This window comes from Aliiroseovarius conchicola (genome assembly GCF_041403445.1).
GTDB classification, from domain to species: domain Bacteria; phylum Pseudomonadota; class Alphaproteobacteria; order Rhodobacterales; family Rhodobacteraceae; genus Aliiroseovarius; species Aliiroseovarius conchicola.
On sequence record NZ_JBGEHL010000015.1, the window covers coordinates 19,643 to 44,638 of the forward strand.

Genomic DNA, 24,996 nt, shown 5'->3' on the forward strand with positions numbered 1-24,996 from the left:
TGAAACAACGCCCGGGCCATTGCTCGGGCGTTGTCTTTTGGCACCGGGCTTTCCCTTTGGCGCGCACTTGGGTAAACGGTCTTGAAATTATCCGATTTGGGACGACGACCATGGCCATGGACAAGACATTCGACGCAGCATCAGCCGAGGCACGCATCTATAAAACCTGGGAAGATTCAGGCGCGTTCAAAGCAGGGGCGAATGCCAAACAGGGCGCTGACAGCTTCACCATCATGATCCCGCCGCCCAACGTCACAGGCGCGCTGCATGTGGGCCATGCGTTCAACAACACACTTCAGGACATTCTGGTCCGCTGGCACCGGATGCGTGGCTTTGACACGCTGTGGCAACCGGGTCAGGACCACGCGGGCATTGCCACCCAGTTGCAGGTCGAAAAGATGCTGGCCGAGACGCAACAGCCCGGTCGCCGCGAACTTGGCCGCGAGAAGTTCCTTGATAAAGTCTGGGAATGGAAGGGCGAATACGGCTCGACCATCATCAATCAGCTGAAACGCCTTGGCTCCACCTGCGACTGGTCGCGCAACGCGTTCACCATGGCTGGCGCGCCGGGTGATCCGCGCACGGGGCACGAGAACTCGGCGGATTTCCATGACGCCGTGCTGAAAGTCTTTGTCGAAATGTACGAAAAAGGTTTGATCTATCGCGGCAAGCGACTGGTCAACTGGGACCCCCATTTCGAAACCGCGATTTCGGACCTTGAGGTACAAAACCTCGAGACCCCCGGTCATATGTGGCACTTCAAATACCCGCTGGCGGGTGGCGCGACCTACACTTATGTCGAGAAGGACGAAGACGGGAATATCACGCTGAGCGAGACGCGTGACTATATCTCGATCGCGACCACGCGGCCCGAAACCATGCTGGGCGATGGTGCCGTGGCAGTCCACCCCGATGATGCGCGCTACGCCCCCATTGTCGGTAAGCTCTGCGAAATCCCGGTCGGGCCGGAAGAACATCGCCGCCTGATCCCGATCATCACGGACGAATATCCCGAGATGGATTTCGGCTCCGGTGCCGTGAAAATCACCGGCGCGCATGACTTCAACGACTATCAGGTCGCAAAGCGCGGCGGCATTCCGATGTATTCGCTGATGGACACGCGCGGGCACATGCGCGCGGATGGCCGCCCTTATGCAGAAGAGGCCGAGATCGCCCAGCGCATAGCGAACGGAGACGAAGATTTCGACGAGGCAAAAATCGCCGCGATGAACCTAGTCCCCGATGAATATCGCGGTCTGGACCGGTTCGAGGCACGTAAACTGGTGGTTGACCAGATCACCGCCGAAGGTCTGGCCGTGATGCATGACGTCACGCGGACCGAGAAGGATGAAGACGGGAACGAGACCCAAGTCACCGAGACCGTGCCTTACGTCGAAAACAAACCGATTATGCAGCCGTTCGGCGACCGCTCAAACGTGGTGATCGAGCCGATGCTGACCGACCAGTGGTTCGTGGACGCCGAGAAAATCGCCGGCCCCGCGCTGGACGCTGTGCGGGGTGGCGACGTGAAGATCATGCCCGAAAGCGGCGAGAAAGTCTTCTATCACTGGCTGGAAAATATCGAGCCCTGGTGTATCTCGCGTCAGCTCTGGTGGGGACATCAGGTGCCGGTTTGGTATGGGCCAAAAGTCATCGATGGCACTGAAACACAGTACGATAAGGTTGGCGACCAGCTCATAAATCCGCGCGAGGTAAAAACCAAGCAGCTTGATTACTCACAACCTGTCGCGTTCTGCGCTCCCGATTGGGAAACTGCGTGGCAAAAAGCTAGCGAAGAATACTATTCGAAGTTCGAAAGCGATAGCTTTGGCGGCGGTGGCTTCTCCGAAGTTGATCAAGACGCATTCAGATGTTTCTCCGATGTCGGAGACGAAGGTCACTGGGAAGGACAAGCATACATCTGTTTCTACCGCGACCCCGACGTGCTCGACACATGGTTCTCATCCGGCCTCTGGCCCTTCGGTACGCTGGGCTGGCCTCAGGACACCGATGAACTCGAACGCTTCTTCCCCGGTGACGTGCTTATCACCGGACAGGACATCCTGTTCTTCTGGGTCGCGCGCATGATGATGATGAGCCAAGCGGTGACTGGCAAGAACCCGTTCCACACGGTCTATCTGCACGGCCTGGTCCGTGACGAGAAGGGCAAGAAGATGTCCAAGACCACGGGCAACGTGATTGATCCGCTTGATATCATTGATGAATACGGCGCGGATGCGTTGCGGTTCACCAACACTTCGATGGCCTCAATCGGTGGTGTGTTGAAGCTGTCGAAAGACCGCATCGCGGGATATCGCAACTTTGGTAACAAGGTTTGGCAGTCAACATCATACAGCCTGATGAACGGGTGTAAACCAGACCCGGATTTCAAACCTGAAGCGGTCGGGCTAACTCTAAACCGTTGGATCATCTCTGAGACAGCGAAAACATTGAACGAAGTGGACAATGCTTTTGCCTCCTACCGTTTCAATGACGCAGCACATGCACTTTATTCGTTTTTCTGGGGTAAAGTTTGCGATTGGTATGTCGAGCTTACAAAGCCGATATTTAAGGACGGCGAGACCGCTGCAGCCGAGGAAACTCGGGCCACACTCGCTTGGGTAATCGACCAAAGTTTGATCATGTTGCACCCGATCATGCCCTTCATCACAGAAGAGCTTTGGGGTGAAATCGACGAAACTCGTGGGGTCGCGACAGGTGATGCATCAAAGATGCTTATCCACACGGATTGGCCGACTTATGGTGATAGGTTGGTCGATGAGGATGCAAGCCGTGAAATGAGTTGGGTGATCTCGCTGATCGAAAACATCCGCTCTGCCCGCGCACAAATGCATGTGAAGGCCGGTCTGAAAATCCCGGTGATCATGCAAGAGCTGGATGAGGCCGGTCGCACCGCCTGGGCGAATAACGAGATGATGATCAAGCGCATGGCACGCATTGATTCAGTGACCGAAATGGCCGAGCTGCCCAAGGGCTGCATCACCGTCGCGGTGGCAGGTGGCATCTTCGCCCTGCCCTTGGCTGACATCATCGACGTGGATGAAGAGATTGCGCGGCTTGAGAAAACACTCGGAAAGCTTGGCAAAGAGTTGGGCGGTCTGCGGGGACGTTTGAACAATCCGAAATTCGCAGCAAGTGCGCCTGCTGAAGTCGTTGCCGAAGCCCGCAGCAACCTTGCCGCCCGTGAAGAAGAGGAAGCGACGTTGTTAACCGCCCTTGCCCGTCTTCAAGAGATCTAGGGCAACCGAAAACTCAATAAACATGCAAAGGGCCGGGATTTCCCCGGTCCTTTTCTTTTGGGTCACGGCACGATCTTTTCGACCGCGCGCATCATGCCCAGTGATTTGTCGTAAACCAGCGTCAGCACACGACGCATAGGCGGTGTTTTTGCGGCTTGAACTGCTAATTGCGGCAAGCGCGTCGCAGCCCCTGCGGCGGCGGCACTGGCAAGAAAAGCACGTCGGTTCATCTTGGGCATACTAAGCCCTCCACTGTTAAGAACGATTCTCATGTAAGTGCTTCGGGGCGAATTACAACCTTGCCCAGCCGCAACTGCCCTGCTCTAAAGCTGATATGACAAAGACATATGCCCGCCTGACCCCGCTTGCCGACAGCCTCCCCTCAACCGTGCCTTTCGTCGGGCCCGAGACGCAGGAGCGCGCGCGTGGTCGTGAATTTTCGGCCCGACTGGGAGCGAATGAAAACACATTCGGTCCCTCGCCCGATGCCATCGACGCAATGGCGAAAGCGGCTTCGGACGTCTGGATGTATGGCGACCCCGAGAATTTCGATTTGCGCGATGCGTTGGCGTCTCATCACGGGATTGGCGGCGAAAACATCGTTGTGGGTGAGGGGATAGACGGGCTTCTCGGCTATCTGGTGCGATTGATCATTGGGCCGGCGGATGTGGTTGTCACCTCGCAAGGCGCCTATCCGACCTTCAACTACCACGTGGCGGGATTTGGTGGGCGGCTCGAGACTGTGCCCTACAAGGATGATCACGAAGACCCCGAAGCCTTGATTGCCAAAGCCGCCGAGACGGGTGCCAAGCTGGTCTACATCGCCAATCCCGACAATCCGATGGGCACATGGCACGATGCGCCGACGATGCAGCGGATGATTGAGGCTGTGCCCGAGGGGTGCCTGCTGATACTGGATGAAGCCTATGTGGAGTTTGCCCCAGCAGGGACAGCACCTGCGTTAGATACTGATGATCCGCGCGTCATACGTATGCGCACCTTTTCAAAGGCTTATGGGATGGCGGGCGCCCGGGTTGGATATGCCATTGGGGCCGCACCCTTAATCACGGCCTTCAACAAAATTCGCAACCATTTCGGTATGTGCCGGATCAGTCAGGCGGGTGCGTTGGTCGCGCTGAAAGATCGATACCATCTGGAGCAGACCGTTGGGAACGTCGCAGCCGCCCGCGCGCGGATTGACGAGATTGCACAGCAGAATGGACTGACCACCCTACCCTCGGCCACCAACTTTGTGGCGGTGGATTGCGGGAAGGACGGCGCGTTTGCGAAAGCTGTTTTGGACGAGATGATAGCACGCGATGTGTTCGTACGTATGCCCTTCGCGGAACCGCAAAACCGTTGCATCCGGATTTCGGCAGGGCGACCCGACGAGCTGGATTTGGTGGCTCAGGCGTTGCCATCGGCGTTGGATGCCGCCATGTCCAAACTCAAAACCTAAGCTTCGGCAATCACGCGCGCTGCTGCATCCAAAGCGCCGTCCCCATGTGGAATATCAAGCGCGATCAGCCCCGACTGAATAGACGACAGCGCGCCCATCACCATTGGCGCGTTCAGATGCCCCATATGACCCAGCCGAAAGAACCCGTCGGCGTTGGGATCTTCTTCCGAGTCCATTCCAAGACCGATCCCCAGCGTGACGCCGGTTTTTTCCTCGGTCCAGCGTCTAAGCATCGTGCCATGTGGCGCACCGATCCGAATTGATGTCACAGCACACGAACGATGCGCCGGATTGGCCACATTCAATTCCAGCGGCCCGTCCTGCGACCACGTTTCAAACGCCGCCCAAACGGCACGCGCCAAATGGGCGTGGCGGTTCCAAACAGCCTCCATCCCGCCTTCTTCATGGATCATCGTCAGTGCTTCTTTCAGGCCATAAAGGTGATGCGTCGGCGCGGTGCCCGCGAAGTACTGATAAAAGACTTCGGGATTTGCGCGATCCGTCCAATCCCAATAGCGAGAAACACGACCTAACCGCGCGCGTGCGGCAATCGCTTTGTCGTTGAAGAAAACAAACCCCACGCCCGGCGGTACCATGAGACCTTTTTGCGATGCTGCAAGGGCCACATCCACGCCCCAAGCATCCATTTCAAACCGGTCACACCCCATGGACGCGATGCAATCTGCCATTATGAGCGCCGGGTGCTGTACGGCGTCTATAGCGGCCCGGACGGCGGCTACGTCGTTCAATATCGAAGTCGATGTATCCACATGTGTCATAAGAACAGCGCGGATCTTATGGTCTTTGTCGGCACGCAAAGCCGCCTCGACCCGGTCTGGGTCTACGGGCGCCCGCATCCCGAACTCTTCCACCTGAACTTCGATCCCTAGGGCCTCAGCTATTTCGTTCCAGCCATGCCCAAAACGGCCAGTGCAGAGCGACAGAACCTTGTCACCCTCCGACAGCACGTTGGCCAATGCCGCTTCCCACACACCGTGCCCGTTTGCGATATAGATCGCCACGTCGTGACGGGTGCGGGCAACGCCGCGCAAACCCTCGATCAGGTCTGGCATCATCTCAACCAGCTCGCCCTCGTAGATGTTCGGACCGGGACGGTGCATCACGGCAAGCACCCGATCAGGCATCACCGAAGGGCCTGGAATAGCTAAGAACGGGCGTCCAAAGGAAAGTGTCATTGTGACCTCAGGGCAAAGTAAATCACCCAAGCGGTACTGCCAGCCCCAGGTGCCGTCAAGACGTGTCGGCGCACCTGATCTTGTATGGGCCTGCCTGACAGGTTACATGGCGAAGGAATTGCCCGTAACTTGCCGGGCCAAGCCACCAGAGACACCATGTTTTCCAAGCTTCATGCCCGGATCAAACAGACAGAGCGCAATTGGAAACGCTCGTTCGGCACAGATATCTCGACGCCAGAGGGACGCCAGGCGGCGCGCCGTCACAACAATCTGGTGGATCACGCCTTCCTGCGGCGTATATTGCCCAACCGTTATAAGCTGTCAGATGAGGCTTGGCGGTCAAACCAACCCGACCCCGTGCATTTTCCAAAGCTCGCGGATATCGGGATTAAATCGGTCATCAACCTGCGTGGCGAAGATACATATTCCTATTACCTGTTCGAAAAAGAAGCCTGCGCCGACTATGGCATGACCCTTTATGATCATGAACTTTTCGCACGCGTGTTGGGCAGCAAAGAGGACTATCTGCATCTGCTCGATCTTATGGAAACGGTCGAGAAACCCATGCTGATCCATTGCAAATCCGGTGCAGATCGAACCGGTATTGCCGCCGCACTTTACTTGTTGGACCAAAAAGGAGCCGATTTGGACGCGGCGCGCGCGCAACTGTCGTTGAAATACGCGCATCAGCGCTGGTCAAAGGCCGGTATTCTGGATCATCTTCTTGAGACATACGCGGACCACTTTGAAGACGATCCAATTTCGGTCCGGGATTGGTTAACCAACCACTACGACCCCGAGGCGATCACCGCCTCGTTTCACGCCAAGCGGAGCAAAGGATGAGCGACACCAAGCGCACTGACATGATCCGCTGGATGTGGAAAAGCTACATGCGCGCTTATCGGTGGCCGCTGTTCGCTGCGATGTTCCTGATGTTGCTAGAGGGTCTGGCGCTTGGTGGCCTAAGCTACATGATCCGGCCCATGTTCGATGTGGCCTTTTCGTCTGGGCATCGCGCATCGATTTTTGGGGTCGCGCTTGCGGTTGCCGGAATCTTCATCGTGCGTGCCTTTGCTGCGTTAGGCCATCGCATCTTGATGGTCTATGTCGGGCAGCGTGTCGCGGCGAAGCTTCAATCAGACATGGTTGCGCATATGCTGACGCTCGACAGCAGCTTCTTTCGCGACAACTCTCCCGGCACTTTGATTGAACGGGTGCGTGGCGACACGCAAGCCATCGCAAACATCTGGGAAGTCGTGCTAGCGGCCGTCGCGCGTGATGTTGTTTCGCTTTTGGCCCTGCTTGGCGTTGCACTTTGGATTGATTGGCTCTGGGTCGTCGTGGCGGTTGCTGCCGCACCGATCCTGACGATCCCCATGAATATTTTGCAAAAACGCGTGCGGCGCACCACAACCGATAGTCGGGGGGCTGCGGCCCAAATCTCGACCCGTCTGGACGAAATTTTCCATGGCATCAACTCGATCAAACTGTCAGGCACAGAACGCCACGAACAGGGGCGCGTTGATCGCGAAGTCAGTACCTTTGCCCGCACCCACCTGCAAAGCACAAGCTATCAGGGCGGCATTGTTGCGATGGTGGACATCATCGCCGCTGTCGGTTTTTTTGGCGTCCTGGTCTATGGCGGCATTCAGATCAACTCTGGCGCCAAAACCGTCGGCGAGTTCATGAGTTTCTTCACAGCCATGGCGTTGGTGTTCGATCCGTTGCGCAACCTCGGTAAAGTATCGGGCGGTTGGCAGGCGGCCATGGCCAGTTTGGAACGCATTCGAAGCGTTTTCAATGAGCGTCCGTCGATCTTGTCACCCCCCAAACCTGCTGCACTGCCTGGCCCAGCGCGCAAGGCAAAGATCGAATTAAAAGACGTCGTCTTCTCTTACGGGGATACACCGGTCTTGCGCGGTGCCAGCTTCACCGCCGAAGCCGGCAAAACAACCGCGTTGGTTGGGGCATCTGGCGCGGGGAAAAGTACGATATTCAATCTGCTCACCCGATTGGCCGACGCTAAGACAGGACAGGTTACGATTGGGGGCGCAGATGTCACAAAGCTCCCGCTGGATCAGCTTCGGGGACTGTTTTCCGTGGTGGCCCAAGAAGCTCTGCTTTTTGACGAAACCCTGCGCGACAACATCCTGATGGGTCGGAAGGACGTCGACGAGAAAAAGCTGAACCACGCGCTTGATGTGGCCCATGTATCCGACTTTCTACCGCGTATGGAAAACGGCCGGGACACACAGGCTGGTCCGCGCGGATCGAACCTCTCGGGTGGGCAGCGTCAACGGGTCGCCATCGCGCGCGCGGTGTTACGGGATGCGCCTTTCCTTTTGCTGGACGAAGCGACCTCAGCGCTTGATGCGAAATCAGAGAAGCTGGTGCAGAAGGCGCTGGATGAGCTGTCTAAGAACCGCACCACATTGGTCATTGCTCACCGATTGGCGACTGTGCGCGATGCGGACAAGATCGTCGTGATGGATCAGGGCAAGGTTGTCGATCAAGGTACCCATGATGAGCTGCTGGAACGCGGTGGCATCTATGCGCAGCTCTACAAACTACAGTTCCAAGATGGCGACGGAACAACTGCGACACCTGCGCAAAGGTCACGACGGACACGTCGTGATGTCACGTTTGACGCGCAAGAACCCGCCCGTTGGTCCCTGCGTCGTTTGTTCACCGGCGGGCTTTGGGGCCGTAAACGCGATTGACCTCTTTTGTTTGGTGCACACACGACTATATCTGACGTGCGACAGGAGATCATGATGACCACAACCTCGACCCGTACAGTACTGCGTATCACCGGCAAAGATCGGGAGGACTTCTTGCAAGGCCTCGTTTCCAACGACGTCAAGAAGCTCGCAGACGGGATCGTCTATGCGGCTCTGCTGACGCCTCAGGGTAAATATCTTGCGGATTTCTTCTTGGTGCCCGATGACGACGCAATATTGGTTGATGTGTCCTCAGACATTGCTCCTTCGCTTGCGCAACGTTTGGCCATGTACAAGTTGCGCGCCGATGTCGCGATTGAGGCCACGGATATTACGCCGGCACGCGGCTTAGGGACGCCTTCGGAGGGTGCATATGCCGACCCTCGCCATCCAGCCCTTGGCTGGCGAGGCTATGACGGGCGGCCAGGCGAAGCGGGCGTAAACTGGGACGCCATTCGCGTCGCTCATTGCATCCCGGAAACCGGGATTGAGCTAACATCTGACTCCTATCTGCTCGAAGCTGGTTTCGAGCGTCTGAGCGGTGTCGATTTCCGCAAAGGCTGTTACGTCGGACAAGAGGTCACTGCCCGTATGAAGCACAAGACGGAACTGAAAAAAGGGTTTGCGACAGTCGATGTGATTGGCGACGCTCCAGTGGCCACTCCGATCACGCGGGATGGTAAGCCGGTGGGCATGCTGTTTACGCAGTCGGATGGGAAGGCCATCGCTTATTTGCGCTTTGACCGCGCGGGCACGGGTATGATTGCTGGTGGCGCGTCTGTGAGTTGGGACGGCTAAGGGGCTCTGCCCCTCGCCACTTTGTGGCTCACCCCCGGGATATTTTCGGAAAGAGAATTGGGGCGGTATCTTAGGCGTAACGCCATTTTCCCTGTCCCAGGCCATCCAACGTGTAAGCTCCAATACCATGCCGGATAAGGCGCAAAGTGGGGTGACCGACAGCGGCGGTCATTCGGCGGACTTGTCGGTTCTTGCCTTCCGAAATCTTCAACTCAATCCAGCAATCAGGCACGGATTTTCGAACCCGGATTGGTGGCGTGCGTTGCCAAAGCCCTTCGGGTTCATCAATCAGGCGCGCATTGGCAGGTCGCGTTCGTCCGTCTTTCAGATCGACACCGTCGCGTAGTGCCTTGAGTGCGGCGTCATCCGGCAAGCCTTCGACTTGTACCCAGTATGTTTTTGCAACCTTGTGCTTCGGGTTTGCAAGTTTGGCCTGTAGCCGACCGTCATCCGTCAGGACCAACAACCCCTCGCTGTCACGATCAAGACGTCCCGCCGCATACACACCGGGGACATCAATGTAGTCTGACAGCGTTTGCCTATCGCTGCCCTCTGTCCCCTTGTCGGTGAACTGAGACAGCACATTGAACGGCTTGTTGAACAGGATTGTCGTCACAGAAAACTCCCAATGAAAAAGGGCAAGGCGACCGCCCTGCCCTGTTCCTCATACCGAACGCATATCAGGCGCGCTCGGAGTATTCCATGGTCTCGGTGTTGACCACAATTGCCTCGCCTTGCCCGACAAAAGGCGGAACCGAGATGCGCACGCCATTGTCCAAAAGTGCGGGCTTGAAGCTGTTGGCAGCTGTCTGGCCTTTGACCACTGGCTCGGTCTCTTCAATGGTGCAGGTGACCTTCTGGGGCAGCGTGGCGTTCAGCGCCTCGGTGTCATAGAATTCGACCACAATCGTCATGCCATCTTGCAAGAACGGGCGGCGTTCGCCCAGCAGATCGGCGGGGATCTGATTTTGCTCGTAGGTCTCGGTGTCCATGAAGATCAGCATCCCGTCATCTTCATAAAGGAACTGCTGGTCTTTCTGTTCAAGGCGCACGCGCTCGACTTTATCGGCCGACCGGAACCGTTCATTCAGCTTGGAGCCATTGCGCAGGTTCTTCATTTCGACCTGAGCGAACGCGCCGCCCTTACCGGGCTTCACGTGGTCGACTTTTACCGCAGCCCACAGGCCATCATTGTGTTCCAGCACATTGCCGGGGCGAATTTCGTTACCATTGATCTTGGGCATCTCTTAAACCTTCTCAAAAGGTTGAACTCTGTTGACCTGCACCTATATCTTGGCGGTCCGGGTCTGGCAAGATAGCGCTATCTTGCCAATTCCGACAATCAAGCCATGCAAATAGCGCATAGCAGACATGCGGCTGCGGGGATACCGAATCGCACAGAAAACGCCATATTGTCCGCTACTCCGATGAGCGCAAGAGCAAGAATAAAAAAGGACGACCATGCTGGACTCCGTAGACGGTACTGCTTTCAACAACGAACAGGGCAATCGCTCGCGCAAGCTATTTGCTGCAGTGGTGCTTGCCGCGTTGGATGACGCGATTGCAGACGACAAAAAATATGGCAACGGGCCGGATCAAATCGCCCGTTGGGCACGTTCGCGTGACGGACGTGAAGTGCTGAGCTGTGCGGGTATCGACCCGAACGAACGCGTCGTGAAAGGCCTGATGGAGTTCGTCTCTAAAGGTATCCGTACCTCGGTGGCGCTGAGCCGCGAGGAAAGCGAACGTCGCAACGCGGCCCAGGCAGAAGCTGCTTAACCCCAGTACCAACAGCCTGAATTCGAATGACGCGCCCCAGTTTTGGGCGCGTTTTTCGTTTGTAGCAAGGTTTGGGTCGCATCAGCACTGGGCAGGTGTGTGAAAAGCACCTATTCAACCTTTATGACCAAAGCGATCATGATACAGGGCGCGGGCTCAAACGTTGGCAAGTCTCTGCTGGTAGCGGGGATTGCGCGCGCTTGTGTGAAGCGTGGACTGAACGTCGCGCCATTCAAGCCGCAAAACATGTCGAACAACGCTGCCGTCACCGTTGATGGCGGCGAGATTGGGCGCGCGCAAGCTCTGCAGGCTCGCGCCTGCGGCTTGGATCCCGTGGTTGACATGAATCCCGTGCTACTGAAGCCCGAGACGGATACCGGCGCGCAGGTCATCGTTCAGGGCCAACGCTTTGCCACAATGAAGGCGCGTGACTATGGCAAAGCGAAAGCCGAGCTGATGCCGCGTGTGCTTGAAAGCTTCCACAGGCTTGGCCATGGGCGCGACCTAGTAATTGTGGAGGGGGCCGGCAGCCCCGCAGAGGTAAACCTTCGCAATGGTGACATCGCGAATATGGGCTTTGCTGAGGCCGCCGATCTACCGGTTGTGCTGGCAGGTGATATCGACCGAGGCGGCGTGATTGCCCAACTTGTTGGAACACACGCGGTCCTCCCAGACAATGATCGCAACCGGATCAAAGCATTTCTGGTAAACAAGTTCCGTGGAGACCCCACATTATTTGCTGAGGGCGCTGCCGAGATTGCGCGCCGCACCGGATGGCGTGACCTTGGCACTTTACCTTGGTTCGCGGACGCATGGCGTCTACCGGCCGAAGATGTGATGGACATTGCCACCCGCCCCGGTGGCGCATTCAAAATCGCAGTGCCACGCCTGAACCGCATTGCCAATTTTGACGATCTGGACCCACTGGTGAACGAACCTAATGTGACGGTCGACATTATCGAACCGGGCCGTCCGTTGCCCGGTGACGCGGATGTCGTACTTATCCCCGGCTCGAAATCCACAATTGCCGATCTTGCGGACTTTCGCGCACAAGGCTGGGACATCGACCTGCACGCCCACATCCGGCGCGGCGGACATGTCATCGGCATATGTGGCGGTTACCAAATGCTGGGGCGCGAGATCATCGACAATGACGGAATCGAAGGGCCACCCGGGCGCGTTCCCGGCCTTGGACATTTAGATGTCGTCACTCACCTAGAGCCTAAGAAAACTCTTGCACTGACGCAGGCTGTCCACCTTGCAACGGGGTGTCCAGTGGAGGGGTATGAAATTCATTTGGGCCAAACGGACGGCCCTGATCGCGCGAATGCATGGCTATCAATAGATGGTCAGAAAGAAGGTGCGGCAACCGCCGATGGCCGTATCTTGGGCTGCTATCTACACGGATTGTTTTCGGCCGACGCGTTTCGCGACACTTACCTTCAAACCCTTGGGGCAGAAGGTTGTCAGACCGGATTTGAAGCCCAAGTAGACAAAACACTGGACGATCTGGCCCAACATCTCGAGACAGAGTTAAACCTAGATTTGTTCCTTGAGATTGCGCACTAACCGCGCGTTTACTCCAAGCCTTTTAGGGTGATCGCGCGTTCGATCTCACGGCGAACAAAGCGACGAATAGATTGGGTGATTTTCTCGCCCACCTCTCCCTGAAGCTCTTCGCGAACAAGTCTGGCGACCATTGCCTGTACCACCTCTTCATCGATGATGTCTGTATCTTCACCGACAATCTCCACAGATTTGGAAGGTAGGTTACGCAATGTCGGCTGGGTCTGATCTGTGGGTGTCAGCACGATCGCCTCGTCAGCAGAATCTTCATTCTGTACGTCCACGTAAGGTGCGTCCGGCACGGGCTTATCGGATGGCCAAGCCTGAATATCGGCCTCTCCTACAATCGGCTCACTGCCATCTGGTCGGTCTGCGTTCAACCGAGCTGCATGGAACTTAAGCACATCTGAGGCGGTGGTTTCCTCTCCCTCGTCAGGCTCCCAAGAATCGAAGCGATCAGAGATCTTCTCCTCCGCCACATCAATCGGGCCTGTTCGGGCGCCAGTCGTCGGCCTGGCGTCATCCGTTTTCAGCGGCAATTCTTCAGCATCCTCAACCGGAGCTTTTGAATACCCGCGATGCGAAAACACCGGCGTCGTGTCGTCTGGTACAACCGATATATCGGCAGCTGGCGCCGCATCTTCAACCCGGGAAACGGGAGTACTTGCGCTGGCCTTGGGCGGAACCTTCGGCGCTGCTTCGTCGTCGTGCACGCGAAATGCCGGCGTCAGAACCAGCTTGTCAGCTTTCGCAGACGCATCAGGCCCTGAAGGCGTATTACTTTCGGAAATCAGACGTCGAATCGATGAAAGAACGTCCTCAATCTCGGCATTTGAAACCGGGTCAGACATGCAAAACCACCTGCATAGTTGCTCCTTGGGCCGGTCGATCCGGCCTTCATTACAGGAACTCTACCCAATGAGCGGCGTTCGCACAACTAAACGAACTGTTTCATTTTTTGCCAAGTGTTTCCAACAGGCTGTCTAACCGCTGACCCTGCGGACTGATGCGATGCACCGGGGCCGATTTCACGGCGTTAAAATAGGCTTCGGGATCATAGATGACGACACCAAGGTTCAGATGCTCCGCCGTTAAAAGACCCATGGCAGACAGAAGTGAGTAAACGGCAAGATATTGATTTGATTGCTCATTCACACGGTTGGTCTGAGCTTGCACAAGGTCCTGTTCGGCGTTCAACACATCCAATGTTGTCCGTGACCCCAGCGACGCCTCTTCGCGTGTCCCGCGCAACGCAACTCGGTTCGCGCGAATTTGTCGATCTGTGGCTTCCAGTGACGCACGTGCAATCGCCAACTGCGCCCAGGCATTCGCGACCCCCTGATCAACACCATGGCGCGCATAGTGCAGCCCAGCCTTTGCGGCTTCGGCCTGCGCCACGGCTTTACGGTATTCAGCCGACAGCCGTCCGCCCGCATAGATTGTACCTTGAAGCCTGATGCCGACGGATGCTGAGGTGCTGTCTTGACCTCCTTGTTGCTGCCATTTCGTCTCGGCGTTGCCCACAATCGAGGGCTTCATCGCAGCTTGTGCGATTCCTATCGCAAGATCTGCTGCAGCGACATTGTTCTGCGCGGCAAGGATATCCGGGTGGTTTTGGCGAGCGACCGCCTTGGCTGCCTCAAGCGTCTTGGCCGTTGTGGGAAGCGCAGGCGGCGCCGACAATGGCCCCGGAAGATGCCCGGTTGCAACGCGGTATTCCTCGCGTGCGATGGCAAGATTACCACGCGCAGATGCCTCTGCCGCGCGCGCAGCTGCGATGCGGGCTTGGGATAGTGCCACATCTGTTCGCGTCACTTCACCCACTTCGAAACGGTCATTCACCGCACGCAGCTCTTGCGTCAGGACACGTACCGAGTTTTGTTGAAGTTGCACGTTTTCCGCGGCAGATCGAACATCCAGATATGCCTTCACCGCACGAAGCAAAATCTGCTGCTCGACCCCTTTCAAGCTATCGCGCGTCGCCATGACCAGGCTTTTCTGAGCCTCCAGCCCCATTTTTCCGCGACCAAAATCGAAAATCAGAATCTGAGCGGTCAACTCTGCCGATGTCGCCCAACCGGAATTTCCGGAAACCGAAAGATTGGGATCGGCAAATCCAGTTTGCAGGGCATAGCTTAACGTCGGACGCAAGGCTGCCTGAGCAATTGCAACATCTTCATCCGCAGCCCGCAGCAGAGCTTGGTTTTGCTCCAGCAATCCGCTGTGCTTGTACGCTGACGCCATCGCATCGGACAGGCTTTCCGCCATCACGGCAGAGGCTCCGGTGGCTGTCAGAACCGCTCCCAGCGCGTATCCGGCCCACTTGGAATTGATGAATTTACTCATTTTGGCACCTCTTGTTCGCGGCCGACGCTAAGTCGCTTATTGGCTAAATCAAAGTACGAAAGCGCTTGGCTTTTGAAAGCCTTGCAACAAAGGGGCCCCCGCGCTGAAACCGTGACGCCAAACGATGTCACCATCAATCTTGTAGCCGATCTTTGCGGTGCCAAGCATGCCATCGGCAAAGATAGCACAAATCCGTCCACCATCCTTAAGCTGGTCCGTAATCATGCTTGGCACCGTTTCCACGGCACCTTCTATCATGATCACGTCGTAGGGGGCGTTCTTGGCGCTCCCTTCAATCAACGGGCCGGCAATCACAGCCACATTGTCTGCTCCGTGCTCGGAAAGCGCTGTTTGTGCCTCGGTCGCCATCGCGTCGTCTTCTTCAACAGCAATCACGAAATCCGCCAACCGGGCCAACACCGCAGCGCTGTACCCCAATCCGCACCCCAGATCGAGCACGAGTTCATCTGGCTGGATATCCGCTGCATCGAGCATCTTGGCCAATGTGCGGGGCTCAAGCACGACCCGGTCGCCGCCCAACGAGATGTTCTCTCCCATATAAGCCGCTTCGCGCTTTCCGTCTGGCACATAATCCTCGCGCGGCACTGACAGCATCGCATCAATAATCGGGAATTTGGTTACATCCGACGGGCGAACCTGTGTGTCCACCATCATCGAGCGGCGCATGGCAAAATCGGTCATGTTAGGCCTATCATTTTAAAGACGTTAGTTAAGTGTCTTGCCATAGATAGTCAGCCTCAGCAATCCCGCAAGCGGCTTCCGCGACGATGACCAATATTCATGATACGCACCTCTTTCGCTTTACCGGGGTGATGTGCCGCTAGCTAGATGCCCATGATCGACCGGAAATCGATCGCCAAACAGCTAGGTTTGGACTTGCGCTTGGCCACAAATACGCCTACGACACGCCCACACCACCAAGCCCTGAGACACGGGACGTAAGGCGAGTTGGCGGAGTGGTGACGCAGCGGATTGCAAATCCGTGTACACCGGTTCGATTCCGGTACTCGCCTCCATTTAATTTCAAGCACTTAGCTCTCTCCTCTCTTTGCCCCGTTAAGGGCGTTTACAGTTGCGTTTACAGTTTTGCCCTCGCGGCGCTGCTTTTCGCGCTGCAGTAAGTCGAGGACTTCCGCGCTCTCAGCAGGCGAAACAGCGGCATAATGTTCGATCACAGCGGCGGCGTAACGAAGCGACCAACCCATGTGATTTGCGATTTGGTTCAGTCCCAGACCTGCCCGAAGAAGCCTTGTGGCAGCCGTTCCGCGCGTATCCTGGAGCCTGAGCGTCGGATCGCTCAGCTTTTCAGCTATGCGGTCTCGGTATCGTGTGATGGCTCGGCTAGCCGATGTTGGCCGAAGCGGTTTATTCCGGTCATTGACCAGCAAAACGAGCTGATCGGCGGGCGTTTCGTCGATCAACTGTCGCAGTTCCGGCGTTACAGGGATATGCGCTACCCGCCCTCGCTTCTGAGTACGCACCCGAAAGCGGTCAATCCCGTCGAAGCTTTCAAGGTTGCCTCGTGTCAGGCGCACCAGGTCTGCGGGCCTCAGTCCTGTTTCGCACGCGAGTATCATCACGCGCTTCACCCAAGATGGCGCAGCGTCTTTGAACGCTTGTTGGTCCGCTTCGGTCCAAACAATCTCAGCCCGATCCACGGAGTAAATACGGTGAAGGCGGTCGCAGTAGTGCGCAGCGATCCTCCCTTCGTCACGAGCCCAATTCAGAATGCGCACGGCAACGGTTCCAGCATAGTCATGCTGCTTAGGCGAGTCTTTCCACTTGGCCCGCCACTCGTTCAACTCCCCGCGCGACTTTGGGTTTTCCCAAAGCATCGCAGGGTCGTCGACGAACTCTTCTGCAAAACGTAGCGCCCACTTCCTGTAGTCAGCCTGTGTTCGTTCGCCCTTGGGCATCGCTGTACTGTCCAGGAAGTCGTCCACCATTTGCGGCGTCATATAGTCGACTAAATGCCGCGTCTTGATCGCTTCGGCGTAAGCGATCAGAAATTTTGGATCACGTGGCTCTCTGACCGTGTCAGTCCAAAATTTTGGACCACCCCGCCAGGCATAGAAATGGTACCGAATGCCTTCGACAGTCTTACGTCGGACCCTATGAACTCCTTTTGGCAAACTACTGCGCGGCACGCCTTGCCCTCCTTGCTGCAACTAGGTCACCTTCATTCGCACCTGCGGCGATAGCTGCTGGCAGCCCTTGGGCTTGATCCAAGCGGAGCCTTACAAGCTTGGGGTCGAAGAAGTTCGGGTTTCTTCGAACTGGCGTGATCCCCAAATTGCGACAAAACCCGCGAAACGCATCGTTCGGGGATGCAAAACCAAGCGCCGCAGCGAGGTCATCAGACGAAACTAGGCTGATTGCTTTAACGCTGAAATCCATCACTCAGCCCCCGTGTTTGAGGCATCGAGGCTCATGAGTGTTTCGAGTTGCTTGGCGCTCAGCATCATTGCTCGACCTATCGAATAGAACTGACCATGCTCTCGAGCCTTGGTCCGCAACGCCCGAGCTGACACGACTGCACCCGTCTTGCGCAACCTTTTGCACCATTCCTCTGGGGTTAGCATATCTTCGAGATTTTGCACTTGAAGCCTCACCTAAATGTATTGAAATTCAGGTTTCTACAGGTTTCTGCACATTTCCAGAGGCAATCCCGCCCTAGACAAACCTTCAGTATCTATGGGAAGATATTTTCTCATAATTTTGGGTGCTGAGATGTTTAATGGACGAGGTTTCAATTTTGGGAATGACGGAAGTCTTCGCCGACTCGAAACTTGGGACGACAAACAGCGCCGTGCAGCATGGCAGAAGAGGTATGAATTCAACCTTGCCGAGAAGCGCACAAAAGAACTCAAGCGAACACGAAAGCCAGCCTCACTTGCGAAGGGCATTACCGACTATCGCAAGAAACGCGGGCTATCCCGAACAGATTTCGCCGATGAATTGGGTGTTACTCGCCGTTCACTTTACAACTATGAGACTGGCGTTACGCCCGTACCCGGCGACATAGTCGAAAAGATCGTCACCCGCGGTGACGTTGAGCTATCCGATATCTTTGGACTACCGCCGGAAGTACCGCACAGGCGGTGCCGACTGGACGACGCCAGGCTTGCCATCAGCCTCTTTGCAGCTTGCTTAAAAGCCTATCGTTCCGCGCCAGTCGATAAGGTCATAGCACACGTTGTCCTCAAAGTCGCCGACTGGCCAGTCTCCGTTCGGCGGACGGATCATTCGATCAAGAGAGTGGCACAACGGTTGACGGATGATCTGGCCGATGAGGAAATGGCTGAAGAACTAGACAAAGAGCTTAAGAACCCAAGCTACCAAAGCCCAATACTTGATGGGCATAGCGACGAGGCTCTTGCCGAAAGCGTTGAACAGCAATTCCAGCTCTTGCAGCACTCCTACGCAACTGGCGACGATAAGCAATTTGACCAAGCTCTTACCCGCGTGACAGAGGTCCGTAGAATGAAAGCTAACGGAGTTCTGGACATGATCCGGGAAAGGATGGCGGAGACTGATCCTTGAATCCCGCTTCAGAAGGCTTGCGGGAAAGCTTGCGGGAAAGCTTGCGGGAAAGCTTGCGGGAAAGCTTGCGGGAAAGCTTGCGGGAAAGCTTGCGGGAAAGCTTGCGGCCTCGACACCCAAAGCGCAATCGAAAAGTAAACTATTTTCCAGGCTCCAACAAAGAGATGAAGCCTTTGAGTAGGCTCTTCGTATTGTTCAAGACCAGACGCCAAACCCGAAGAGCCCGCCTCGCACCATGATCAACGAACAAGCAAACAGGATAGGCTCGCGCCTTCAGCAGATCATCGCACAGGACCAGATCGATACGGGTTCGGAGGAAGATCGGCAGTTCAACATTGAGACGGCGACCTTCTCGTTCTCGGTGAAAGCAACAGTCACTCTCGAAAAAGAAGTTGTGGAAGAAACTGCGCCGCCAGACTCGCACGACACCCGCACTGAAGCTCTGGCCAAGCTAGACCGTACGTTCCATGACCGCATCAATGGTGACTGGCTGAAGGCATATATCTCCGACCCGGCCCAAGACGGAAAATTCGAGCAATTCAAAAAGCCATTCTCCGCCAGCCACAGCCGAACCTGTCAAAGCTGTAGTGGAGCCCGCAAGCTACGATGCCGCTCCTGCGGCGGAAGAAGAGTTGTAAAATGCACTAGCTGTTCAAGTGGCTATGTCACCTGCACCAACTGCGATGGTAGCGGCCTGCTAAGGTGCATCAGTTGTGGAGGCAGTGGACGGCAAGATTACAGCGAAAACGTGCCCTACAGAGGAGTTGGCGGACAGACATTCTATCGCTTAGAAACCAGAACGCGAGCTTGCCCGGGCTGCGGCGGAAAGGGGCGCAGCATATATTGTGGATGCCAAAATGGGAGTCGCACCTGCCCCTGCTGCGATGGTCGAAGCGAAGTCCAATGTGGTGGTTGTTCCGGGACCGGCGAGAACGTCTGCTCGACATGCCAAGGCGCAGGCAAGGAAGGCTTCAACCTCACCTACACGCCAGTAATTGACAAAAAAACTCAACTCGTATGCGAGCATGACCAATTAACCTTTGAGCGGTACATGCGCGAAGTTCCGGGCTTTCTGAAGCAAAAATCAGCACTAAAGAGGCAAAACCTCAAGTATCGGGCGGAAGGCGCAAATGGGGAGTACAAATACGACGCAATAGCGCATGCGGCCCGTGCATCGGACAGCGAAAACGACCCGGCACTAATTTTGGGTCACGAGAGCATGGAACCCTATCGCTCACCTGCGTACCTGGAGCGGATATGTGCGCGCACAGTGCAGCTATTGGAGAACGACGCACTTGCCGATCTGAAGGCCTATCCACTCGGGCGAGCGTATCTTGAGGCGATCAGAAACAAGCCGCCTATCGACTTGGGCGAGATGAACAAGTTCGATCCAAGCCAGCAGTTGACAGATTTGGCCGTAGAAGCCCGCAAACGCCTTGCATTGAGACTTACGGAAGGCGAGAGCCGTTCCATTGCAATCTTGTGCGGGCTGGCCTTCGCGGCCTTGTTACTCGTGCTGCTTATTCCGACCAGCGGCTCTATCAGCTCGTTGCTCGCAAAAGTCTATTTTGGCGTTCCGATCTACGGAGCATGGGTTGCATGGTTCTTGCAAAGCAAAAATCGAAGAGAAAAGCGATCTCAGCGAGCGCTGGAGGCCATCGGCGAGGAAGTAGATATCGGCACTGGAGTACTTAAGGCCTCTGCAGCCGCATTGGCCGCTGCCCAAGCATTTGCATTCGTTGTCGCCGCTCAAGTTAAGGGCTCGCAAGTTTGTCGCTTCGAAAGAGGCATTTGGGACAACACCATGTGCGGCATAGGTGAGTATCTATTTGGCCTATCCATGCTTTTTCATTGAAGGCATTTTGGGGTTCGCGCCTTCGAACGGAATAGAAAGAAGCGGGCTTTGTCCGCCGAGGCTTCCTATGAGCCTATGAAGCGAAATTCTGCCTCAGTTGTGCTTTTCAAAAAAAGCTCAGTGTTCGCCAGAAGCTTCGCCATGGCAGGCGTGTAGGTCTGAGCGCTGACAGATGGCTGAACAATCACCACACTGAAGGTGAGTTTGGCTTTTCGAGACTTTTCAACAAAGTAGGATAGCAGCTTCAGATCACCCTTTAGTACCCGCGAAGCACCCTGCTTCGCCCACTTCTCGTGACGCCTCCTGAGTGAGACCGAAAGCTTCTGTAGGCCTTCGTGCTTCACTGTTATCGACTTCTGCGCTTGGCCGCAGACGGTGTAGAGATTTTCAATCTCACCTGAGGTCTTCCCGCCTTTGGCATTCTTACAATGTACGAGCGTGAGACGGATCTCTTCGGAGCTTACATCTTTGAGGCAGACAAGGTCAGCCGCTTCCCCTGCGTCATCGTCATTGAAAATGAGGTCATGTTCTGACTCGAGCGCCTGAAAACTACGGTACTGTACAGTGTTTTCCTTGTTGTTTTTCCCCATCGACTCTCGGTTCAGCTCAATGCCCGTCCAGTCAATCGCTTCAAGCCGCTCGGCAGGAAAGTCGTCTGCTTCAAGATCAAAGGGAATGTGGAACTTGTTATACGAATAAGTGCCGTCAACATAACGCACCAGCAGCGGGTCAACGAGCATCTGCTCATCAAAGGTTCGCAGGCGCTCCTTGCTCGTTTGAAAGCGAACCACTTCCCCAGAAATTTGCTCATGAAAATAGCCATTAGGAACCTTCTCATCGATCTTGAAGCGGAACTGAGCCGCATGCTCATCGCTGAAAACTGAGTAGAGAATGGCTCCATCCCCTTCGACCTCATCAATCCGCAAGTCTGCGAGATAGAGGGGTACTATATGCTCTCCGAAGTGAAGCGAGAGATAGTTTGAGAAGGAGCTTTGAAGGTACTCACCCCACTGGATAGAGATAGGGTGCTGATCGTAGGGAGCCAAAAGCGTTTGAGGCCGAAGGAAGCCCTTGGTGATATTCTCAGCATCATCGCTGGCGTCTTGCAGCTTGAGCAAAGTGCTCGCACACCATTTGAGCCAATCGTCGATCGAACCACTGCTTTGCTGCCAAATCTTTCCCTTCTTTGCAGCGGCTCCCCAGAGCACCTTTTCTCCGTTTTCATAGCCAAGACATGCAATGTTGTTCAGCGCTGACTCTCGCACCTCGATACTCGCGAGGCCTTCCGTGACATTGGGTCCGAAGTAGGAGGTGAAGCTGATCGCCCCGAGACGGGATGAGCCAAGATTTTTCGCAAGTGGCAACTGCACATTGTTGAGAACGCGGAAAACAGGATCGCCAGTAAGAAGCTCTGTATCCTCCCCGCAGATCGCCGTCGCGACTGATCCAACTTTCATGGCGTCATACGAACTCGAGTTCATAAAGAGTGTATTGTTCTCCTCATCCCAATACGCAATCAGCAGCTCATAAGAGCTTTCTTTGAGACTCTCATAGCGTCCCCACTTCACGTTGCTTTCAAGATAAGCAACGACAATCAGGACGTTTTCCTGATCACTCAGAGCATGCCAGTACTGCCCTGCCCCTTTGAGAACTTCCTTATACGCTAGCGGATTCCAAGCGACACATTTGGTGTTATACACCTGCGTTGAAAGACTAGGACTGAGGTTCCAAAGCGATAGCTTTTCGTGCAGCGTCCCACTTTTCTTGAGGCTTTCGATAACCTCCTGAAGTTCAAGCTCACCCTGAATTTTGTTTTCACTCAAGCGGCTGATAACTCGGTCCCAGTCAGCTCCTTCTGCGTAGAGGTCTCTGAGGCTCTTTTCCGCGTTGCTATCTGCGATGTTCACTACTACTGCGGCGTCACCCACATTGTCTGCCTTACGGGTAAATCGTCCAACAAACTGCAGCGTTACTGCGAGACTCTTGTGATTTTCGTGGATCGCTGCAACTTTCAAGTTCGGCAGATCAAAGCCCTCTCCGAGCATATTCACGCACACCACAATCCGAGATGTATTCGGCTCAAGGCTCATCAGAGATTCGAGAGCTGCTTTGTTTTTTGGGCCTCTTCCGGTTCCCGTATATACCGCTACTGGGTGAAATTCGGGTGCCAGATTCTGATAGATTTTCAGGACTTCTTCCGCTCGTTCCCACCTCGTGACGCGGGCCATCATGAAGTGCTCTTTTTTGTCTGCTATGTCCGCTCGAAGCACTTCGAGTGCTCTTTCGGCTATGGCGTAGTCCCGAGCATGAGTTTCTCCAAACTCTTCCACGGTCTCAAGGCGGATCGGCTTGTAATAACCATCGCTTTGAGCGTCGCTCAGACGATAATTAAAGATGATCTTGCCGCCGATATGCTTGCGATCTTGCCGGAACGGTGTGGCGGTGAACTGTATGACCTTGCGCCCAAAAAACTGATCTTTCACCCTTTGCCAACTCGCAGCGGGAACGTGATGAGACTCATCAACGTACAGATCAGAGCAGCTTTGACAAAGGCGCTCAAAGATTTCATCGCTACACGATGCAAGCGTGTTTGGGAGGGTTACAATGACGTTGCACTGATTGAGGATTGTCTCAAGTTGCTCGAGTTCCTGAATCCCTTGCTTAAGCGTCAATACGCTTGGGTTGAAGGTCTCCGCCCGAGCGCAGTCAAGATCTCGAAGGATACCCAGCTTCTCAAACTTTCTAGAAATCTGTTTGCGCAAAGCATCTGAGGGGACAAGCACAAGGAGTCTGGGAATTTTACGATATACCAGCGAAGCCAGCATCGTCTCGGTCTTCCCTGTCCCTGTTGGCAGAACAATGGTCGCTTCTTCAAACTCGCTTCCTACAGCGAAGTGGGCTGAAATCGCATGAAGTGAACCAATCTGAGGACGCCTGAGGCCTGCAATTTCCGTCTCCGGATCATACTCCCGAAAGCTAAAGTCTCCGGCCCATGATGCGGTAACTTCTTCAGGCGAAAAGAGCGCCTTCTCAAGGCACGCAGTGTTCTCAAGCTGGAGATCATCAAGCCTCTTACTCTCGTGCCAGTCGCTATCGGAAGTTGCGAGCACGAGCTTATCACTTTCAACTCGCTTCACGCCCCTCGGACGGAGCAGCATGGTATCAAACGGAGGCTTACATCTGGTAGCAATACGCTTGTAGCTACTGTTCGGGATATCAGAAATCTCAGCTTGTGCTTCGAAGCTCTCAAAAAGACTATGGCGAAGAGTGGAAGCGCCAAACTTTTGGATTTTCGTGGGAAGTGCAGGGATGCGGACAACCCCGCGCCAAATAGGAAACAAGCTCATGCAAATGCCTTAAAGGTACACACGCATAAGTATAACAAACAAAACAGATGAGTCCATTCAATCTCAAGGCTTGCGACAAGGCTTGCGACAAGGCTTGCGACAAGGCTTGCGACAAGGCTTGCGACAAGGCTTGCGACAAGGCTTGCGACAAGGCTTGCGACAAGGCTTGCGCACACCATGGCTGCGGTCAACTCCCCGTACGGGAAAAGTCTCAAATGCCGGGTGTTATCCGCACACCTGCCGTCGCATGATAAACCACTAAAGGATCAAGATGCGGACTTTGCTGCCGTTCGGGACGATTGATTCAATGTCCGCTATAGACCGATACCCCGGCTAACACCAGCATTGCTACCTGTTGCTAGTTAACGAGGTTTGTCAGCAGATTTAGGGCGATAAGAAAGAAGGCCACGGCAAACACCGCTGAGATGTATCGTTGCTTGGCATAGTATTTTTCCACCATTCGTGGCCGAGACAGCACCGTCGTGGTGAAAGTATGCCCCAGGGTCGGAATGACGCCGCTCAAAAACACGGCCGCCATCTTCCATGTGGCGCTTGCATCCGGTGGAATAAGCGCTGTGAACACTGACGCGAAGAACAGAATCGCCTTTGGGTTTGTGAAGATGACAATGAGCCCGGTCACATAGAATGAGCCGCGGCCCTTTGGTGCTTGTGGAACACCGTTATCTGCACTCGGTGTCAGTGTTGTTCTTAAGGAGCGATAACCCAAGTATAGAAGATAGGCACACCCCAACAGTTGGATTGCTAGAATAAGCTGAGGAAACTCACGGAAGACCACATCGCTGCCAGCAATTGCAACAATGCTCCAAACGACGTTTCCGGTTGAAATACCGAGCCCTGTTATGAATCCGGCGGACCAGCCGCCTCTCAGAGACGAGTCAATCACTGCAAGCATGTTGGGGCCTGGTGTCATCCAGGCTAGAGCCAAAATTCCCGACATAGTGAGCAGCGAGAAAAGAATATCGGAGTGAGGCATTGGGTTGGCCCTCATGCAGCATCATCGGAACGGTTCTCTGTCCTATCTCACCACTTCACTTCATTGACTAACCATGATTTCAGCCATAGGGTTTAGAAAAACTAATACGTTC

General features: G+C 55.2%; 19 protein-coding genes and 1 tRNA gene. 10 read left to right on the forward strand and 10 right to left on the reverse strand.

Annotated elements, in window-relative coordinates:
• Positions 1 to 110: 110 nt before the first annotated feature.
• Complete coding sequence (locus tag V6N04_RS16825) at positions 111 to 3,260, forward strand: valine--tRNA ligase (RefSeq protein WP_371171386.1); 3,150 nt, start codon at positions 111 to 113, stop codon at positions 3,258 to 3,260.
• 62 nt (positions 3,261 to 3,322) lie between these two features.
• Here the strand turns inward: V6N04_RS16825 and V6N04_RS16830 are convergent, their stop codons facing one another.
• Positions 3,323 to 3,499 (reverse strand): Tat pathway signal protein, encoded by a 177-nt coding sequence (locus V6N04_RS16830; protein WP_371171360.1) that lies wholly within the window; start codon positions 3,497 to 3,499, stop codon positions 3,323 to 3,325.
• Positions 3,500 to 3,594: 95 nt separating this feature from the next.
• Between V6N04_RS16830 and V6N04_RS16835 the strand changes: the two genes are divergently transcribed.
• Positions 3,595 to 4,719: a pyridoxal phosphate-dependent aminotransferase gene (locus V6N04_RS16835; RefSeq protein ID WP_371171361.1), complete on the forward strand. Its 1,125-nt coding sequence runs from the start codon at positions 3,595 to 3,597 to the stop codon at positions 4,717 to 4,719.
• Here the strand turns inward: V6N04_RS16835 and V6N04_RS16840 are convergent.
• A complete protein-coding gene (locus V6N04_RS16840) occupies positions 4,716 to 5,915 on the reverse strand; it encodes a pyridoxal-phosphate-dependent aminotransferase family protein (RefSeq protein ID WP_371171362.1) in 1,200 nt (399 codons plus the stop codon). The genes V6N04_RS16835 and V6N04_RS16840 overlap by 4 nt on opposite strands.
• A 156-nt stretch (positions 5,916 to 6,071) precedes the next feature.
• Here V6N04_RS16840 and V6N04_RS16845 point away from each other — a divergent pair, with 156 nt between their 5' ends.
• From V6N04_RS16845 to ygfZ, 3 genes are read left to right on the forward strand one after another with little or no spacing between them, the layout of a single operon-like run.
• Positions 6,072 to 6,758 carry a protein tyrosine phosphatase family protein gene (locus V6N04_RS16845; protein WP_371171363.1) on the forward strand — a complete coding sequence of 229 codons (687 nt, stop codon included), beginning with the start codon at positions 6,072 to 6,074 and terminating at the stop codon, positions 6,756 to 6,758.
• The gene (locus V6N04_RS16850) at positions 6,755 to 8,635 is read left to right on the forward strand and encodes an ABC transporter ATP-binding protein (protein WP_371171364.1); all 1,881 of its coding nucleotides are present in this window, start codon (positions 6,755 to 6,757) and stop codon (positions 8,633 to 8,635) included. The genes V6N04_RS16845 and V6N04_RS16850 overlap by 4 nt, the downstream gene beginning before the upstream one ends.
• A 54-nt stretch (positions 8,636 to 8,689) precedes the next feature.
• Positions 8,690 to 9,433 (forward strand): CAF17-like 4Fe-4S cluster assembly/insertion protein YgfZ, encoded by a 744-nt coding sequence (ygfZ, locus tag V6N04_RS16855; protein WP_476774979.1) that lies wholly within the window; start codon positions 8,690 to 8,692, stop codon positions 9,431 to 9,433.
• A 70-nt stretch (positions 9,434 to 9,503) separates the two neighbouring features.
• Here the strand turns inward: ygfZ and V6N04_RS16860 are convergent, their stop codons facing one another.
• Together V6N04_RS16860 and efp are read right to left on the reverse strand one after the other, a co-directional pair.
• Complete coding sequence (locus tag V6N04_RS16860; RefSeq protein WP_371171366.1) at positions 9,504 to 10,049, reverse strand: pseudouridine synthase; 546 nt, start codon at positions 10,047 to 10,049, stop codon at positions 9,504 to 9,506.
• A 64-nt stretch (positions 10,050 to 10,113) separates the two neighbouring features.
• Positions 10,114 to 10,677, reverse strand: a complete 564-nt coding sequence (gene efp / locus V6N04_RS16865) for an elongation factor P (protein WP_371171367.1) — start codon at positions 10,675 to 10,677, stop codon at positions 10,114 to 10,116.
• 217 nt (positions 10,678 to 10,894) lie between these two features.
• On the opposite strand from efp, the gene V6N04_RS16870 reads away from it, so the two are divergent.
• Both V6N04_RS16870 and V6N04_RS16875 read left to right on the forward strand, forming a co-directional pair.
• Complete coding sequence (locus V6N04_RS16870) at positions 10,895 to 11,212, forward strand: DUF6280 family protein (RefSeq protein ID WP_371171368.1); 318 nt, start codon at positions 10,895 to 10,897, stop codon at positions 11,210 to 11,212.
• 123 nt (positions 11,213 to 11,335) lie between these two features.
• Positions 11,336 to 12,781, forward strand: coding sequence for a cobyric acid synthase (locus tag V6N04_RS16875; protein ID WP_371171387.1), 1,446 nt, complete (start codon positions 11,336 to 11,338; stop codon positions 12,779 to 12,781).
• A gap of 8 nt (positions 12,782 to 12,789) precedes the next feature.
• Here the strand turns inward: V6N04_RS16875 and V6N04_RS16880 are convergent, their stop codons facing one another.
• From V6N04_RS16880 to V6N04_RS16890, 3 genes are all read right to left on the reverse strand, one after another.
• Positions 12,790 to 13,629, reverse strand: coding sequence for a hypothetical protein (locus tag V6N04_RS16880; RefSeq protein WP_371171369.1), 840 nt, complete (start codon positions 13,627 to 13,629; stop codon positions 12,790 to 12,792).
• A gap of 100 nt (positions 13,630 to 13,729) precedes the next feature.
• Entirely contained in the window at positions 13,730 to 15,124 is a 1,395-nt protein-coding gene (locus V6N04_RS16885) for a TolC family outer membrane protein (protein WP_371171370.1), read from the reverse strand.
• Positions 15,125 to 15,172: 48 nt separating this feature from the next.
• Complete coding sequence (locus V6N04_RS16890) at positions 15,173 to 15,826, reverse strand: protein-L-isoaspartate O-methyltransferase family protein (protein ID WP_371171371.1); 654 nt, start codon at positions 15,824 to 15,826, stop codon at positions 15,173 to 15,175.
• A gap of 261 nt (positions 15,827 to 16,087) precedes the next feature.
• On the opposite strand from V6N04_RS16890, the gene V6N04_RS16895 reads away from it, so the two are divergent.
• Positions 16,088 to 16,161: transfer RNA gene (locus tag V6N04_RS16895), tRNA-Cys, on the forward strand.
• 15 nt (positions 16,162 to 16,176) lie between these two features.
• Here V6N04_RS16895 and V6N04_RS16900 read toward each other — a convergent pair.
• Positions 16,177 to 17,292, reverse strand: coding sequence for a tyrosine-type recombinase/integrase (locus V6N04_RS16900; RefSeq protein WP_371171372.1), 1,116 nt, complete (start codon positions 17,290 to 17,292; stop codon positions 16,177 to 16,179).
• Positions 17,293 to 17,839: 547 nt separating this feature from the next.
• Between V6N04_RS16900 and V6N04_RS16905 the strand changes: the two genes are divergently transcribed.
• Together V6N04_RS16905 and V6N04_RS16910 are read left to right on the forward strand one after the other, a co-directional pair.
• Complete coding sequence (locus V6N04_RS16905; protein ID WP_371171373.1) at positions 17,840 to 18,688, forward strand: helix-turn-helix domain-containing protein; 849 nt, start codon at positions 17,840 to 17,842, stop codon at positions 18,686 to 18,688.
• A gap of 235 nt (positions 18,689 to 18,923) precedes the next feature.
• A complete protein-coding gene (locus V6N04_RS16910) occupies positions 18,924 to 20,543 on the forward strand; it encodes a DnaJ-like cysteine-rich domain-containing protein (RefSeq protein WP_371171374.1) in 1,620 nt (539 codons plus the stop codon).
• Positions 20,544 to 20,608: 65 nt separating this feature from the next.
• Here V6N04_RS16910 and V6N04_RS16915 read toward each other — a convergent pair whose 3' ends face one another.
• Entirely contained in the window at positions 20,609 to 23,890 is a 3,282-nt protein-coding gene (locus tag V6N04_RS16915) for a DEAD/DEAH box helicase (RefSeq protein ID WP_371171375.1), read from the reverse strand.
• 358 nt (positions 23,891 to 24,248) lie between these two features.
• Positions 24,249 to 24,884, reverse strand: coding sequence for a LysE family translocator (locus V6N04_RS16920; protein WP_371171376.1), 636 nt, complete (start codon positions 24,882 to 24,884; stop codon positions 24,249 to 24,251).
• Positions 24,885 to 24,996: the final 112 nt, after the last annotated feature.

Bases quoted from the DNA above. Each gene is read 5' to 3' on its own strand.
- V6N04_RS16850 (WP_371171364.1), top strand. From the start codon at position 6,755: ATGAGCGACACCAAGCGCACTGACATGATCCGCTGGATGTGGAAAAGC.
- efp (WP_371171367.1), bottom strand. From the start codon at position 10,677: ATGCCCAAGATCAATGGTAACGAAATTCGCCCCGGCAATGTGCTGGAA.
- V6N04_RS16845 (WP_371171363.1), top strand. From the start codon at position 6,072: ATGTTTTCCAAGCTTCATGCCCGGATCAAACAGACAGAGCGCAATTGG.
- V6N04_RS16835 (WP_371171361.1), top strand. From the start codon at position 3,595: ATGACAAAGACATATGCCCGCCTGACCCCGCTTGCCGACAGCCTCCCC.
- V6N04_RS16915 (WP_371171375.1), bottom strand. From the start codon at position 23,890: ATGAGCTTGTTTCCTATTTGGCGCGGGGTTGTCCGCATCCCTGCACTT.
- V6N04_RS16825 (WP_371171386.1), top strand. From the start codon at position 111: ATGGCCATGGACAAGACATTCGACGCAGCATCAGCCGAGGCACGCATC.
- V6N04_RS16890 (WP_371171371.1), bottom strand. From the start codon at position 15,826: ATGACCGATTTTGCCATGCGCCGCTCGATGATGGTGGACACACAGGTT.
- V6N04_RS16920 (WP_371171376.1), bottom strand. From the start codon at position 24,884: ATGCCTCACTCCGATATTCTTTTCTCGCTGCTCACTATGTCGGGAATT.
- V6N04_RS16830 (WP_371171360.1), bottom strand. From the start codon at position 3,499: ATGCCCAAGATGAACCGACGTGCTTTTCTTGCCAGTGCCGCCGCCGCA.
- ygfZ (WP_476774979.1), top strand. From the start codon at position 8,690: ATGACCACAACCTCGACCCGTACAGTACTGCGTATCACCGGCAAAGAT.
- V6N04_RS16885 (WP_371171370.1), bottom strand. From the start codon at position 15,124: ATGAGTAAATTCATCAATTCCAAGTGGGCCGGATACGCGCTGGGAGCG.
- V6N04_RS16905 (WP_371171373.1), top strand. From the start codon at position 17,840: ATGGGAAGATATTTTCTCATAATTTTGGGTGCTGAGATGTTTAATGGA.
- V6N04_RS16870 (WP_371171368.1), top strand. From the start codon at position 10,895: ATGCTGGACTCCGTAGACGGTACTGCTTTCAACAACGAACAGGGCAAT.
- V6N04_RS16840 (WP_371171362.1), bottom strand. From the start codon at position 5,915: ATGACACTTTCCTTTGGACGCCCGTTCTTAGCTATTCCAGGCCCTTCG.
- V6N04_RS16880 (WP_371171369.1), bottom strand. From the start codon at position 13,629: ATGTCTGACCCGGTTTCAAATGCCGAGATTGAGGACGTTCTTTCATCG.
- V6N04_RS16910 (WP_371171374.1), top strand. From the start codon at position 18,924: ATGATCAACGAACAAGCAAACAGGATAGGCTCGCGCCTTCAGCAGATC.
- V6N04_RS16875 (WP_371171387.1), top strand. From the start codon at position 11,336: ATGACCAAAGCGATCATGATACAGGGCGCGGGCTCAAACGTTGGCAAG.